This window comes from Microbacterium hominis NBRC 15708 (genome assembly GCF_001592125.1).
Taxonomy (GTDB): Bacteria; Actinomycetota; Actinomycetes; order Actinomycetales; family Microbacteriaceae; genus Microbacterium; species Microbacterium hominis.
The window spans coordinates 111,559-126,020 of record NZ_BCWI01000010.1; the positions used below are offsets into that span (position 1 = coordinate 111,559).

Below are 14,462 nucleotides of genomic sequence, written 5' to 3' on the forward strand. Positions count from 1 at the left end.
TGTATTTCCGATCAGGGGGTGGGGACCTCGGCGGATGCCGCGGCATCCGTGCGCGATGCCTGCTCCTCGCGCAGGCCCTGGGCCATCCCCCGACCCGTCGCCTGCCCCTGGATCACCTGACGCAGGTCGATGCCGGTGGCCGCCTGGATCGCGTCGAAGCTCGCCCGCATGCTCGAGGCCGACTCCGCCGCCATGTGGCTGGAGGCGCCCTCGCCGCCGAGCACCGTGATCGAGCCGACCTTGTCGAAGCCGCGCGCGAACTCCGTCATCATCGGCACGAGCGCCTCGAGGGCGCGCTGTGCGAGCAACGCCTCCTGGTTCTTCGAGAGGGCTTCGGCCTCCGCCTCGATCGCGGACGCCCGCGCCTCGCCGACGAGGCGCACCGCGTCGGCCTCGGCCTGAGCGCGCAGGCGCGTGGCCTCCGCCTCCTGCGCCGCGATCTGCGCACGCGCCTCGGCGGCCTTCACCTCGCCGTACGCCGCGGCATCCGCGGCGCGCTGGCGCTGGTAGAGGTCTGCATCGGCGACCTTCTTGATGTCGGCGTCGAGCTGCGCCTGCTTGTTCTCGGCACCCTGCAGCAGCACCGCCTGCTCGCGCTCGGCCCGGGCGAGGGCCTCGGCCTGCTCGGCCTCGGCGCGAGCCCGACCGACCTCGGCGGCCGCCGCGGCGGAGTTCTTGTCGAACGCGGTCTGCTCGACGAGGTTGGCCTCGTCGGTCGCGATCTGGCGGGCGCGCACCTCCCGCGCGGCGTTGATGCGGGCGACCTCGGCCTCGCGGCGGACGCGCTCGACCTCGGTGGCACCGAGGGCGTCGATGTAGCCGTTCTTGTCGGTGACGCCCTGGATCTGGAACGAGTCGAGGATGAGCCCCTGCGCGAGCAGGTCGCTCTTGATGCCCTCGGCGATCTGATCGGAGAGCTTCTGGCGGTCCTTCATGAGCTGCTCGACGGTGAGCGTCGCGACGACGCCGCGCAGCGCGCCCTCCAACTGCTCGGTGGTGAACTGCTCGATCGCGCCGTCCTGCGAGAGGAAGCGTTCGGCCGCACGGCGGACGAACTCGGGATCCGAACCGATCTTCACCAGCGCGACGCCCGAGACGTTGACGGTCACGCCGTTGGAGGCCTGCGCCGTCGGCTCCATCTTGATCTGACGTGCGCGCAGCGAGATCATCTCGGCGCGCTGCGTCAGCGGGTTGACGAGGGCGCCGCCCCCGGTGATCACCGAGATGCGCGACGACTCGCCGCTGGCGTTCTTCTGGTTCTTGCCGACGATGACCAGGGCCTGGTCGGCCTTGGCGACCTTGTACCAGGCGCGGATCATGATGAGCAAGAAGATGAGGAGGACGATCGCGGCGACCACGGCGATGCCGACGATCACGAGCGTTCCCCCAGCGGCAAGAATCTCCACGTTACGAACCCACTTTCCTTTGCGTTGCCGATGTCCTTCGACCGTATCGAACGATGCCCCCGGATGCCGAGGAACGCCCAGATCTCGGGATAACCCCCTCGGACCCGGCGTGTCCAGACCTCTACGCTGGTCGCATGACCACTCCGCCGTATCCGCAGCCCGGCCCGCAGCCGATGAACCCGTCCGACGAGAAGATGTGGGCGACCCTCGTGCACGTCGGCGGGGTCTTCTACTTCCTGCCCTCGCTGATCGGATACCTCGTCCTCAAGGACCGCGGTCCGTTCGTGAGGGCGCATACCGCCGCCGCCCTGAACTTCCAGCTGACCATGGTGATCGCCTCCCTCGTCGGCACCGTGCTGTCGATCATCGGCATCGGGCTGGTGATCCTGCTCGCCGTCTACGTGGTGAACATCGTCTTCTCGATCATCGCCGCCGTGAAGGCGAGCAAGGGCGAGTGGTACACCTACCCGGTGGCCATCTCCTTCGTGAGCTGATCGCCGCAGAGTGCGACCAGCTCGTCGCCCCACGTCGCTCTGATTCAGCGAAAGCCGATCGTCGGCGTCTCGGACTCGATCAACCGCGTTGACAGGAGAGTCGGCTCGCGCTGTAATGCAGGAACCACCATCGACGGAGGATCAATGTCGACCAGCGAAGGCAAGCTCCGTAGCAGCTTCACAATTATGCCGGTCTGGGCCAACATTCTCTCGGGGCTGATCCTCGCGGCGGGACTCCTCGCGTTCAGTTTCACCCCGCAGCCGACGTGGCCCACTATTCCTCTCGTACTGACCGTTGTCGCCATCACCATTGTCACTCGATTCGCCTCGCGCAGAAGTCCCGTCACGATGACGCGTCAGCAGCGCACTGCCCTGATGATTTACGCGTCAGTCGCGGCGATCGTCACCCTCGGTGCGTTCGCCGTTGCTGCGATAGTGGTACGCGGGAGTGCGAACGAGGGGTGGATGGCGTGGGGGCTCGCGTTGGTGGTCTTCCTCGTGGTCGCTGGGACGAGCCTTGTGGCGCGGCCGCGGCCGACTTCGCGGTGAGAGTCACGGAGGACCTACCGGGACGTCGGCTGCGTCGGCTCTAGACCGCGTAGCAGGGCTTCAAGCTGAGCCCCGCCACCAATCCTGAAACAGCCCACTGCGTCCATCCGCTCGAAGGCCAGAGGATGAAGATCGCCGTGCTGGCGATGCCCAGCAGGCAACCGCCGGGGTCGACGTTGCTCGCCAGCGCTTGACCGCCGTAGGCGAGCTTGTAGTTGGCGATCATGCGGCCGTTGATGTACTTCTGCAGATAGCTGCCTTTGCAGTCCGTGGTCTTCTCCCCGACATACAGCGACCAACTCTGACCGTTCGGCATCTGGCAGATGTACTCGTACTGCCCGGTGCTCATCGGTTTGATGGCGGCCGCGGGTGTGATCGCGGCGGTTCCACCGCTGCGGGCGACATCGGCCGCACGTGCGGGGGTGGTGAGTCCCAGGAGGCTGACCGCGCACAGCGCCGCAGCGAGGACCGCCGCGCGCCTCATTCTCCGGTGACCGCGCGGCTCGGTGGCAGGCTCGCTGCTCGAATTCTGAAGCTCCATTGCGTTCATTCCCTTTCGATGGTGAACCATGACACCTCTCTACTCGGGGCATTTGCTCGGGCGGAACAGGAATGCGCTCTCTGGGCGCGGACGCGTGCAGGGCTGCTCGAATTTGAGACAGAGGCCTGCCTCTCAGGTGCGGTCAAGGGTTGGGCTGGCAAGGTCGATATATGTACGGCGATGCGCAGTGCGGGAGGGGGAGGGATTGATGCGACCGACGCTTGGAGAGATTCGATTCCAAGCGTGGTGCATCATCCTGACCGAGCACAAAGACCCCGACTTGAATGCCTCTCGAATTGCAGACCGATTGTGGGTTTCGAGGCGGCAGCTCGACCGTGCATTCGAAGGGGGCGCCTCCGTGAGCCGCGTACTGGCCGCGTACCGCGTCAGCACTGCGATGCGCCTTATGACGTCAGCCGCCGTGCGGGATCTCGGTGAACTCGCCGGACTATCCGGCTTCGCCAACCGGAACACACTCCGTGTGCAGTTCGTTCGGGTGGTCGGTATTCAGCCTTCGCGAGCAGCGGTGCTGCTTCCTCAGGTGCGGGCCGTGGCGCCGACTCTGGTTGACGTTGTCCCACTCGTCGCGTTGAGGAACTACGAGCGAGTCCGCGCCGCAGCACGGTGAGCAGTGTCTCGCGATACCTGTCATCCCGTGCGGGGTGACCGCAGAGGATCCCGCGGGGTGCCGACGGAGCGGAGGTCCGCCCGCACCCCGCGGCGCGGAGCTATCGTTTTCCGAGTGACCACGACCGACTCCCTCCCCGCCGGAACGTTCTCGATGAGGAGCCCCTACGGGCGAAGGGCCGCCGCGCTGTCGGTCGCCGCCGCGGTCGGCGGGTTCCTCTTCGGCTTCGACTCCTCCGTCATCAACGGCGCCGTCTCCTCCATCGAGTCCACATACACGAAGGACGCGCTCCTCACCGGATTCGTCGTCGCCGTCGCCCTTCTCGGCTGTGCGCTGGGAGCGGTCATCGCCGGCGCGCTGTCCGACCGCTGGGGGCGCCTTCGGGTCATGCTGCTCGGCTCGGCGATGTTCCTCGCCAGCTCGATCGGGTCGGCCTTGACCTTCAGCGTCCCCGATCTCATCGTCTGGCGCGTGCTCGGCGGCATCGGGATCGGCATCGCCTCGGTCGTCGCCCCCGCCTACATCGCGGAGGTCGCGCCGCGCCAGGTGCGCGGCAGCCTCGCCTCGCTGCAGCAGCTCGCGATCACGCTCGGAATCTTCACCGCCCTGCTGAGCAACGCGGTGCTGGCCGGCGCCGCCGGCAGCGCCGACAACGTGCTCTGGTGGGGGCTGGAGGCCTGGCGCTGGATGTTCCTCATCGGCGTCATCCCCGCCGCGGTCTACGGCATCCTCTCCCTGACGATGCCGGAGTCTCCGCGTTTCCTGCTCGCCAAGGGGCGCAACGACGAGGCACGGGCGATCTTCGAGCGTCTCGTCCCGGCGGCCGACCTCGACAAGACGATGAACGAGCTGATCAGCGGCATCGAGGACGATCGCAAGAACCGGACCGCCTCCCTCCGGGGCTCGGCACTCGGCCTTCAGCCGGTCGTGTGGATCGGCATCATCCTGTCGGCGTTCCAGCAGCTGGTCGGCATCAACGTGATCTTCTACTACTCGACGACGCTCTGGCGGGCCGTCGGCTTCGATGAGAGCAACTCGCTGCTGATCAGCGTGTTCACGTCCGTAACCAATGTGCTCGTCACGCTGATCGCGATCTTCCTGGTCGACCGCATCGGCCGCAAGCCCATCCTGATGACCGGCTCGCTCCTGATGGCGCTCTCCCTGGGCACGATGGCGCTCGCCTTCGCGTTCGCCCAGACGGTGGACGGCGAGGTCACGCTGCCCGGGGCGTGGGGGCCGATCGCCCTGGTGGCGGCGAACCTTTTCGTCGTCGGATTCGGCGCCTCCTGGGGCCCGATCGTGTGGGTGCTGCTCGGCGAGATCTTTCCCAGCCGCATCCGCGGGAAGGCGCTCGGCGTCGCGGCCGGGGCGCAGTGGATCGCCAACTTCCTCGTCTCGTGGACGTTCCCGCAGCTCGCGGCGTTCTCGCTCCCGTTCACGTACGGCATGTACGCGGTCTTCGCGGCGCTGTCCTTCGTCTTCGTCCTCTGGAAGATCCCGGAGACGAAGGGCATGGCCCTCGAGCAGAGCGAGACGCTCTTCGTCCGCACGCCGAAGCGGTAGCGACCGAACCAACAGAATCGGAAGTTGTGAACGGATGCGGATGCCGCCGCGCGCGGCATCCGCATCCGTCGGCGAGATCCGAATCCATGACGGTGCCGCGCCCGCAGCCGTCTGGACGGGTGGGCCGGGAAGCCGCTGCGGCGGAAGACTAGACTCGACGGATGCCGGAGCTCTCGGCATCCACACCCTTTTCGCATTCGCGACACGACCATTTGGAGCCACCTGTGGCCGAGCAGTCCCGCCTCGACAAAGTCATCGCCCTCGCCCGTCATCGCGGTTTCGTCTTCCAGGCCGGCGAGATCTACGGCGGATCGCGGTCGGCGTGGGACTACGGCCCCCTCGGCACGGAGCTCAAGGAGAACATCCGCCGTCAGTGGTGGCAGACGTTCGTGCGCGGCCGCGCCGACATGGTCGGGCTCGACTCGAGCATCATCCTCCCCAAGCGCGTCTGGGAGGCCTCTGGCCACGTCGCCACGTTCACCGACCCGCTGGTCGAGTGCCTCCACTGCCACAAGCGCTTCCGCGCCGACAACCTCATCAAGGACTTCGAGGCGCGCAAGGGCCGCCCCGCCGAGAACGGTCTCGCCGACATCCCCTGCCCCAACTGCGGCACCAAGGGCCAGTACACCGAGCCGAAGGCGTTCTCCGGCCTCGTCAAGACCTACCTGGGTGTCGTCGACGACGAGTCGGGCCTGTACTTCCTGCGCCCCGAGACGGCGCAGGGCATCTTCGTCAACTTCTCGAACGTGCTGACGGCGTCGCGTCGCAAGCCGCCGTTCGGCGTGGGCCAGGTCGGCAAGGCCTTCCGCAACGAGATCACCCCCGGCAACTTCATCTTCCGCACGCGCGAGTTCGAGCAGATGGAGATCGAGTACTTCACGCCGCCCGCCGAGGCGCACCAGTGGTTCGAGCACTGGGTGGAGGCGTGCTGGAACTGGTTCGTCGACCTCGGTGTCGACCCCGCCAACATGAAGCGGTTCGACGTGCCCGAGGAGGACCGCGCGCACTACTCCGCCGGCACCATCGACGTCGAGTACCGCTTCGGCTTCCCGGGCAAGGAGTGGGGCGAGCTCATGGGTGTCGCCAACCGCACCGACTACGACCTCAAGAGCCACTCCGAGGCGTCCGGCCAGTCGCTCACCTTCTTCGACCAGGCCTCGGGCGAGAAGTACACGCCCTACGTCATCGAGCCCTCGTTCGGTCTCACCCGCGCGATGATGGCGTTCCTGGTCGACGCGTACCGCGAGGAGGAGGTGCCCAACGCCAAGGGCGGCACCGACACCCGCACGGTGCTCGCGCTCGACCCGCGCCTGGCTCCCGTGAAGGTCGCCGTGCTGCCCCTCTCGCGCAACGAGCGTCTCTCGCCGCTGGCGCGCCAGGTGGCCGACGACCTGCGCGCGCAGGGCTGGAACGTCGACTTCGACGACGCCGGGGCCATCGGTCGGCGCTACCGCCGGCAGGACGAGATCGGCACGCCGTTCTGCGTGACGGTCGACTTCGACTCGCTCGACGACCAGGCCGTCACCGTGCGCGATCGCGACACCATGGCGCAGGAGCGCATCGCCCTCGACGCGCTCGTGGGCTACCTCGGCGAGCGCCTGCGCGGCGCCTGAGCCGCGGCATCCACCGATCGCCGCCGCGACGGTCGCCGTCGAACGGCTACCGTGGAGGCATGGCATCCGGCGCATCCGAGTCCACGCTCAGCATCCGCGATCTCGACACGCTCGACGAGATCTTCGCCGCGCATCGCATCCTCGTCGAGATCTGGGGTGGGCGCGATCCGCTGCCGGCGCCGCTCATGCGGGCGCTGCAGTACTCGGGCAACTACGTGGTGGGTCTCTACGACGGCGATCGCATCGTCGGGGCATCCGTCGCGTTCTTCTCGCCGCCCGAGCAGCACGCGATGCACTCGCACGTGACCGGCGTGCTGCCGGAGTACCAGCGCCGCGGGTTCGGACGCCTCCTCAAGCAGCAGCAGCGCCAGTGGGCCATCGCCCGCGACATCGGCACCGTCACCTGGACGTTCGACCCGCTCGTGCGCCGCAACGCCCACTTCAACGCCAAGACGATCGGCGTGCGGTTCGTGCAGTACCTCGTCGACCAGTACGGCTCGGCCTACGACGGCGCCGAGCTCGACCAGCGCGGCCAGGGCGTCGACAGCGACCGCCTGCTGGTGGCGTGGGCGCTCGCCTCCGCTCCGGTGCGCGAGCCGGATGCCGCGGACGTCGTGGCGACGGTGCAGATCCCCGATGACATCGAGGCGCTGCGGCGCACCGACCCGACCGAGGCGGCCGCGTGGCGACTGCGCGTGCGCGACGAGATGCTCGGCCACTACAGCCGCGGCCTGGTCATCGGCGGTTTCGACGACGAGCGCGGGTATCTGTTCGTGCAGGGCTGAGCCGGTGCGCTGGGGGCGTTTCGACTCGCTGCGCTCGCTCAACGGCCGGGGGTCCGTCCTCCCGGCCGCGACGCCTCAGCCCTTCGCCGCCGCCTTCGCCGCCTTCTTGAACTCGCGGACCTTGGCGAGCGAGTCGGGCGAGACGATGTCCGCGACCGACCGGTACGACCCCTCCTCGCCGTAGGCTCCGGCCGCCTCGCGCCATCCGGCGCCCGTGAAGCCGTACTGCTTGCCGAGCAGGGCGAGGAAGATCTTGGCCTTCTGCTCGCCGAAGCCCGGCAGCGCCTTCAGCCGCTTCAGCACGGTGGGGCCGTCGGGCTCGCCCTCGGTCCACAGCGCCGCGGCATCCCCGCCCCAGTCCTGCTCGAGGGTGCGGCAGAGGGTCTGCACCCGCCCCGCCATCGACCCGGGGTAGCGGTGCACCGCCGGCGACTGCTGGAAGGCGGCGACGAGCGCGTCGGGGTCGTAGCCGGCGATGGTGGCGGCATCCACGGCGCCGATGCGCTCCTCGATCTTCAACGGGCCGCTGAACGCCGTCTCCATGGCCACCTGCTGGTCGAGCAGCATGCCGATCAGCAGCGCGAGCGGGTTGTCGGTGAGCAGGGTGTCGGCGGCCGGGTCGTCGGTGATGTGCAGGCTCATACATCGAGTGTGTCACCCGCAGACGCACCGTGACAGCGCCGTGACAGCGGCATCCTGCTCGTGACAGCGGGGCGGCAGCGCCTCCGGCGCACAGTGGATGACATGACCACTTCCTCCACTTCCACACCCACCCTCGCGGTGCGCGCCGAAGGCCTCGTGAAGGTCTTCGGCGACAACCGGGCCGTGGACGGCGTCGACCTGACGGTCGAGGCCGGCACGGTCTACGGTGTGCTCGGCCCCAACGGCGCCGGCAAGACCACCACCATCAACATGCTCGCCACGCTCCTGCGTCCCGACGGCGGCCGCGCCGAGATCTTCGGCCACGACGTGATGCGCGAGCCGAACGTCGTGCGCCAGCTCATCGGCGTCACCGGCCAGTTCGCCTCGGTCGACGAGACGCTGTCGGCGACGGAGAACCTCATGATCTTCGGCCGGCTGCTGGGCCTGTCGCGCGCCGAGGCGAAGAGCAAGGCCGCCGACCTGCTCGAGCGCTTCGCCCTGACGGATGCCGCGCGCCGGCCGCTCAAGAAGTTCTCCGGCGGCATGCGGCGCCGGCTCGACCTCGCGGCATCCCTCCTGGCGCAGCCGCCGCTCATCTTCCTCGACGAGCCGACGACGGGCCTCGACCCGCGCACGCGCGGACAGATGTGGGACACCATCCGCGAGCTCGTCGCGACGGGATCCACCGTCGTGCTCACGACGCAGTACCTCGACGAGGCCGACCAGCTGGCCGACCGGATCGCCGTGATCGATCACGGCCGGGTCGTCGCCGAGGGCACCGCCGACGACCTCAAGGCGTCGGTCGGCACCTCCTCGCTGATCCTGCGGCTCGCCGACGCCGCCGACACCGACGACGCCCTCCGCGCGATCGCGCAGGTGCTCGGCGTGCGCGGCGCGCTGTCGCCGGAGGCCGCGCGCATCACGGCGCCGATGGCCGACCCCGACCGGGTCGCCGACCTGCTCATCACCCTGCGCGAGGCCGGCATCCACCTCACCGAGATGAGCGTGCAGAAGCCGACGCTCGACGAGGTGTTCCTCACCATCACCGGCCGACCGGCGGATGCCGCGGACACCGACCCCGCGTCCGCCGACGCCCCCACCGCCAACGCCGCCACCACGGAGGTCCGCGCATGACCACCATCACCCCGACCCCGATCGCCCTGACCCCCATCACCCCGGCATCCGAGCGTCGCCTGTCGAACCGCACGAGCCTGCGCCAGACCGTCGAGAACACCCTGACCATGGCCTACCGCGGGCTCGTGAAGATCCGCCGCACGCCCGAGCAGCTCGTCGACGTGACGGTGCAGCCGATCATCTTCACGCTGATGTTCGCCTACATCTTCGGCGGGGCGATCGCCGGAAACGTCGAGAGCTACCTGCCGGCGCTGATTCCCGGCATCCTGGTCCAGACCGTCATCACGACCTCCGTCGTCACCGGCACGCAGCTGCGCGAGGACATGGACAAGGGCGTCTTCGACCGGTTCCGGTCGTTGCCGATCGCCCGCATCGCCCCGCTGTCGGGCGCCCTGCTGGCCGACACCCTCCGCTATGCGATCGCGACCACGATCACCTTCGTCGTGGGCTTCCTCATGGGCTACCGTCCGGCCGGAGGCCTCGGGGCCGTCGTCGCGGCGGGGCTGCTGGTGATCGCCTGCTCGTGGGCGATCAGCTGGATCTTCGCCTTCTTCGGGGTCGTCGCCCGCACCGCCTCCAGCGTGCAGGGCATCTCGATGCTGATCCTGTTCCCGCTGACGTTCCTGTCGAACGCCTACGTGCCGATCGACTCGCTGCCCGCGCCGCTGGCCTGGTTCGCGAGCATCAACCCGATCTCGCACCTGGTCACGGCGGTGCGCGACCTGGCCAACGCGGGCACCATCGGGACGGACTTCTGGACCTCGCTGGTGGGGGCTGCGGTCATCGTCGCGGTGTTCGCGCCCCTCACGGTGCGCGCCTACATGCGCAAGGCCTGACCGACCGCGGGGTCAGTCGAGGAAGGCGGCGAGGGCATCCACGTCCTCGCCGCCGTCCTCTGCGTCGCGCAGCGGCAGTGCCGGATCGGGATCGCCCAGCACGGCGCGCAGCCGCGCGAAGGCGGGGTCGGTGACGTCGGCGCCGCCGCGCAGACGCACGGATGCCGCGAACGCCCGCCGCGCGGCATCCGTACGGCCGACCGCGGCGAGCCACGCCGCCGTCGCGAGCACCACGTCGGCGGCGATCGGCTGATCGTCGGCGGCGAAGGCGATCGGCAGGGTCTCGCGCAAGGCATCGCGCGCCTCGTCCGTCCGTCCGAGCAGCAGCAGCCCCTGGGCGCGGCGGGCACCCGCCCAGGCCTGCAGCTGCGGCTGCGGGTCGCCGATCGCGGCGGCGGGGATGGCCTCCAGATGGCGAAGCGTCGCCTCCGCATCCTCGGCGGCGATCGCGAGCGAGGCGGCCGTCGAGTGGTACTGGAACAGCGCACGACTGGATCCGTCGAGCTCGGCGAGGCGTCGCACCTCCTCCAGGCGCTGCTGGGCCTCGTCGAAGCGTCCGAGCCGCGCCAGGATGCCGAGGGTGAGCGAACTCTGCTGGATGACGTCCCAGATCGAGGTGAGGCCCGCCAACCCCTCCGCCGCCGCGTCCGACACCGCGAGCGCCTCGTCGAGGCGGCCCTGCAGCACGAGCCACTCGGAGCGCAGCTGGCTCGCCAGCGCGAGGCCCCACGGATCCTGCAGGTCTTCGAACATCCGCAGGGCCCGGGCGCTCGCCGTCTCGAGGGTCGCGATGTCGCCGCTGTTCTGCGCGGATGCCGCGTCGAGCACGGCCAGGAAGGCGTGCGTCCAGGGCGGCGCATCGGCGGCGGCCTCGTCGTGGGCCGAGAAGTTCCACGACCGGATGCGGCGGCCGCCGCTCTCGATGAGCGAGCGCGACGCCGCCCGCAGGAGGGCGGCGACGGCGAGGGACAGCTCGGAGGGGTGCCGGGCGGCGCCCGTCGAGATCTCGGCGGCGCGGCGGGCGAAGCGGTCCACCTCGGCGGGAGGGAGGGGATCGGCGGAGGCCGCCACCGTGAAGGAGGGGATCATGAGCAGCAGCGCGTCGAGCACGACGGCCGCCTCGCTCTCGGGGACGCCGTCGGCGTGCGCGACCCGCTCGATCGCGCCGCGCAGCTCGCCGAACCGCTCACGCATGAAGAACGGCCACACGGTCGCGCGCACGAGCGACCGGCCGAGGTCGCCGAGGTCGGGGTCGGTCTGGGTGAGCCGGATCGCGGCGGACAGCGACTCGTCGTTCTCGTCGAACCAGGCGAGCCCGTCGCGCACCCCAGGCCCGCGCAGCTGCTGCTCGTGCTGGGCGCCGAGCGCCGCGAGCACGCGCGCGGCGGCGATCTGCGCCTCGCGCTCGCGGCCCTCCGCGCGCAGACGCTCGCGGCCGTACTCGCGAACGGTCTCCAGCAGGCGGAACCGCCCGTGCGTGCGCGTCAGCAGGGAGCGGTCCACGAGGGCGTCGAACGCCTCCGGTCGCGTTCCGAACGCGGCGGCGACGGCGGCGGCATCCCGCACGCCGACACCGTCCGCGAAGACGGATGCCGCCGTCAGCGCCGTCCGCTCGTCCGTGGGCAGCGGCTCCCAGCTCCAGTCGATCAGGGCGCGCAGGGTCTGGTGCCGCGGATCGGCGGCGCGGGGCCCCGAGCCCAGGAGAGCGAACCGGTCGTCGAGGCCGGAGTCGATCTCCGCGAGGGTGAGCGTGCGGGCCTTCGCCGCCGCCAGCTCGAGCGCGAGCGGGAGCCCGTCGAGCCGATGGACGATGCGCGCGGTGGTCTCCGCCTCGGCGGCGTCGGGCGGCGTGCCGCGCGCGGCACGCACGCGCCGCTCGAAGAGCTCGACGGCGTCGGTGTCGGGCAGCGGTCCCAGCGCGACGAACGCCTCGCCGGGCACGCCCAGGGGTTCGCGGCTCGTGGCGAGGATCCGCGCCGCGGGCAGGGCGGCCAGCAGATCCCGCGCGACGGCCGCCGCGGCCGCGCTGACGTGCTCGCAGTTGTCGAGCACCACGAGCACGTCGCGGCCGCGCAGGGCCTCGACGACGCGGTCGCGGTCGCTCTCCTCGCGACGCGGCGGGGTCTCGCCGAGTCGGATGCCGCGGCCGGCGGACGCCGCGATGGCCGCCCAGATCTCGGCCGCCGCGGCCGGGGCGAGCTCGACGAAGAGCGTGTCGGGCGTTCGGCGCGCCGTCTCCAGGGCGAGCGTGGTCTTGCCGGCGCCGCCGGGACCGATGACGGTGACGAGCCGCTCCGCGCGCAGCTGCGCCGCGATGGTCGTCAGCTCGTCGCCGCGGCCGATGAGCGGCGTCAGCGCCGCCGGCACGGCGGGCGCACGGGAGGCGGCGGGGGCGTCGGCGTCCGGTGCGGCGGCGGCCGCGGCGGCGTCCGCGGCGACGAGGCGCTCCGCGTGGGCGCGGTCTTCGAGGAGGTCGCGCAGGGCCCAGTCGAACCCGTCCGGCACCCACGGATCGCCCACCCAGAGGGCGATCGCTCGGCGTGCGAGCGCGGCCGCCGCGGCGGGGTCGCCCGCGGCCCGGGCCTCCGACACGAGATCCTGGAAGCGTGTGAGATCGATCTCGTCGCGGCCGATCGTGAGGCGGTAGCCGCCCGACACCGACGCGATCGTCGCGGCCCCGAGGGCGCGGCGCAGCCTCGAGACGAGGGACTGCAGCGCGGCGCGCGGGTCGTCGGGCGCATCCAACGACCAGAGGTCGTCGGCCAGCGCCCGCACAGACACGACGGCGCCCGCGTCGACGGCGAGACGGAAGAGAAGTCCCTCCTGCCCGCGTCCGCGCGCCGGCAGGGGGCCGGCATCCCACGCCGGACCGCCGAAGTAGGTGAGCCGCACGGCTCCACTCTAGGTCCGCGCTCCCGCGTTCCTGCGTGCGGCATTCGAAGATTTGTTCTATACTGGGATGAAGAAGCCCCGCGCGTGCCCCCTTCGTGATGCGGGTCGTGTTCTCCGGCGTGTGCCGGTGGGGGAGTCATGCGCGCTGTGGTGGAGGCGCCGGGATCGCCGGGATCGGTGTGGCCGGCGTTGGACGTGCTGGTGTCCGGCGTCGTCGATGCGCGCCGTCGTGCGGCGCGGGCGCAGGCGGCGGAGGCGCGGTTGTGCGCGGCGGCGGTCGATGTTGTCGCGGATCGGGTGGCGCTGCTGCGTCAGGAGGCGCTGCAGCAGGGACGGTCGGTGCGGTCGGGTGAGGCTGATCTGCCGTTGCGGGAAGTCGCGTTGGAGCTCGCGATGGCACTCCGGGTGTCGGATCGGGGTGTGCAGCGACGGATGTCGGAGGCGTACCTGCTGCGCGAGCAGTTCCCGACCACGCTGGAGATCTGGGGGCAGGGGCGGATCGATGCCGGTCACGCGTGGGCGATCGGTCGTACGGGCGGGCTGCTGCGCACCGAGGCCGACCGTGCCCGATTCGAGGCCCTCGCTCTGGATGTCGCGCAGTCGGAGTCACCGGCCCGGATGGCGGCGGCCGCGAAGGCGATCGCGGCGACGATCGATCCCGCCGCGTTCACCGAGGCCGCCCGCCGCGCGTACGACTCCCGGTCGGTGCGTCTGTTCCCCCTCGACGACGGGATGGCGCGGTTGATCGCGGATCTTCCCGCCCCGCTCGCCCAGGCGATCCACGACAGCCTCACGACCCGTGCCCGCGGCATCCTCGACCAGCCGGCTGACGGTGATCCCGACGGCGACGGTGGTCACGACGATGCTGATGGCGGCGGTGTAGGCGGCGGCGATGCGGGTGGTGAGTGTCTGCGGACCGGTCCCACCGGCGGGACGGATGCTCGCACGCTCGATCAGGTCCGCGCGGACGTGTTCAGTGACCTGCTCCTCACGAGCACCCCGTCCACGACCGCGACCGGCGCCGGCCTCGACGCCATCACCGCACGGATCCAGGTCACCGTGCCCGCGCTGACCCTCGCCGGCGACCCCGACGGAGGCCCGGCGATCCTGACCGGGTACGGCCCCATCGACCCGACGACCGCCCGACGCCTCGCCGCCCTGGCCCCCGGATGGGATCGCGTGTTCACCGACCCGACCACCGGCATCCCCGTCGCCGTCGACCGCTACCGGCCGTCCGCGGAGCTGCGTCGTTACCTCGCCGCACGGGATGAACGCTGCCGCACGCCCGGCTGCACCCGCCCCGCCCACCGGTGCGACCGCGACCACACCACCCCCGCCGCAGACGGCGGCCACACAGCACCCGACAACCTCGCCCACCT

General features: G+C 70.6%; 13 protein-coding genes. 9 read left to right on the forward strand and 4 right to left on the reverse strand.

The genetic code is table 11. The features are described 5' to 3' along the window. Positions 1 to 11: 11 nt before the first annotated feature. Positions 12 to 1,376, reverse strand: a complete 1,365-nt coding sequence (locus MHO01S_RS09650) for an SPFH domain-containing protein (RefSeq protein WP_061782217.1) — start codon at positions 1,374 to 1,376, stop codon at positions 12 to 14. A 164-nt stretch (positions 1,377 to 1,540) separates the two neighbouring features. On the opposite strand from MHO01S_RS09650, the gene MHO01S_RS09655 reads away from it, so the two are divergent. After that, positions 1,541 to 1,900: a DUF4870 domain-containing protein gene (locus MHO01S_RS09655; protein ID WP_060959669.1), complete on the forward strand. Its 360-nt coding sequence runs from the start codon at positions 1,541 to 1,543 to the stop codon at positions 1,898 to 1,900. A 144-nt stretch (positions 1,901 to 2,044) separates the two neighbouring features. Continuing rightward, the gene (locus tag MHO01S_RS09660; RefSeq protein ID WP_060959668.1) at positions 2,045 to 2,449 is read left to right on the forward strand and encodes a hypothetical protein; all 405 of its coding nucleotides are present in this window, start codon (positions 2,045 to 2,047) and stop codon (positions 2,447 to 2,449) included. A 40-nt stretch (positions 2,450 to 2,489) separates the two neighbouring features. Here MHO01S_RS09660 and MHO01S_RS09665 read toward each other — a convergent pair whose 3' ends face one another. Continuing rightward, the gene (locus MHO01S_RS09665) at positions 2,490 to 3,020 is read right to left on the reverse strand and encodes a hypothetical protein (protein WP_157553770.1); all 531 of its coding nucleotides are present in this window, start codon (positions 3,018 to 3,020) and stop codon (positions 2,490 to 2,492) included. A gap of 178 nt (positions 3,021 to 3,198) precedes the next feature. Here MHO01S_RS09665 and MHO01S_RS17030 point away from each other — a divergent pair, with 178 nt between their 5' ends. From MHO01S_RS17030 to MHO01S_RS09680, 4 genes are all read left to right on the forward strand, one after another. After that, on the forward strand, positions 3,199 to 3,618 hold the full coding sequence (locus tag MHO01S_RS17030; RefSeq protein WP_167626528.1) for a helix-turn-helix domain-containing protein: 420 nt from the start codon (positions 3,199 to 3,201) through the stop codon (positions 3,616 to 3,618). A 153-nt stretch (positions 3,619 to 3,771) separates the two neighbouring features. After that, positions 3,772 to 5,181 carry a sugar porter family MFS transporter gene (locus MHO01S_RS09670; RefSeq protein WP_371836324.1) on the forward strand — a complete coding sequence of 470 codons (1,410 nt, stop codon included), beginning with the start codon at positions 3,772 to 3,774 and terminating at the stop codon, positions 5,179 to 5,181. 224 nt (positions 5,182 to 5,405) lie between these two features. Next, a complete protein-coding gene (locus tag MHO01S_RS09675; RefSeq protein ID WP_060959665.1) occupies positions 5,406 to 6,794 on the forward strand; it encodes a glycine--tRNA ligase in 1,389 nt (462 codons plus the stop codon). Positions 6,795 to 6,853: 59 nt separating this feature from the next. Continuing rightward, positions 6,854 to 7,579: a GNAT family N-acetyltransferase gene (locus MHO01S_RS09680; RefSeq protein ID WP_060959664.1), complete on the forward strand. Its 726-nt coding sequence runs from the start codon at positions 6,854 to 6,856 to the stop codon at positions 7,577 to 7,579. A 75-nt stretch (positions 7,580 to 7,654) separates the two neighbouring features. Here MHO01S_RS09680 and MHO01S_RS09685 read toward each other — a convergent pair whose 3' ends face one another. Beyond that, positions 7,655 to 8,221 carry an HhH-GPD-type base excision DNA repair protein gene (locus tag MHO01S_RS09685; protein ID WP_060959663.1) on the reverse strand — a complete coding sequence of 189 codons (567 nt, stop codon included), beginning with the start codon at positions 8,219 to 8,221 and terminating at the stop codon, positions 7,655 to 7,657. Positions 8,222 to 8,323: 102 nt separating this feature from the next. On the opposite strand from MHO01S_RS09685, the gene MHO01S_RS09690 reads away from it, so the two are divergent. Together MHO01S_RS09690 and MHO01S_RS09695 are read left to right on the forward strand one after the other, a co-directional pair. Next, positions 8,324 to 9,355, forward strand: a complete 1,032-nt coding sequence (locus MHO01S_RS09690) for an ATP-binding cassette domain-containing protein (protein WP_061782218.1) — start codon at positions 8,324 to 8,326, stop codon at positions 9,353 to 9,355. After that, positions 9,352 to 10,191, forward strand: coding sequence for an ABC transporter permease (locus MHO01S_RS09695; RefSeq protein ID WP_174524672.1), 840 nt, complete (start codon positions 9,352 to 9,354; stop codon positions 10,189 to 10,191). Before MHO01S_RS09690 ends, MHO01S_RS09695 begins: the two co-directional genes overlap by 4 nt. A 12-nt stretch (positions 10,192 to 10,203) precedes the next feature. Here MHO01S_RS09695 and MHO01S_RS09700 read toward each other — a convergent pair whose 3' ends face one another. Beyond that, complete coding sequence (locus MHO01S_RS09700) at positions 10,204 to 13,083, reverse strand: ATP-binding protein (protein ID WP_061782219.1); 2,880 nt, start codon at positions 13,081 to 13,083, stop codon at positions 10,204 to 10,206. A 138-nt stretch (positions 13,084 to 13,221) separates the two neighbouring features. On the opposite strand from MHO01S_RS09700, the gene MHO01S_RS09705 reads away from it, so the two are divergent. Continuing rightward, positions 13,222 to 14,462 (forward strand): HNH endonuclease signature motif containing protein (locus MHO01S_RS09705; RefSeq protein WP_061782222.1); only part of this gene is annotated, 1,241 nt, incomplete at its 3' end.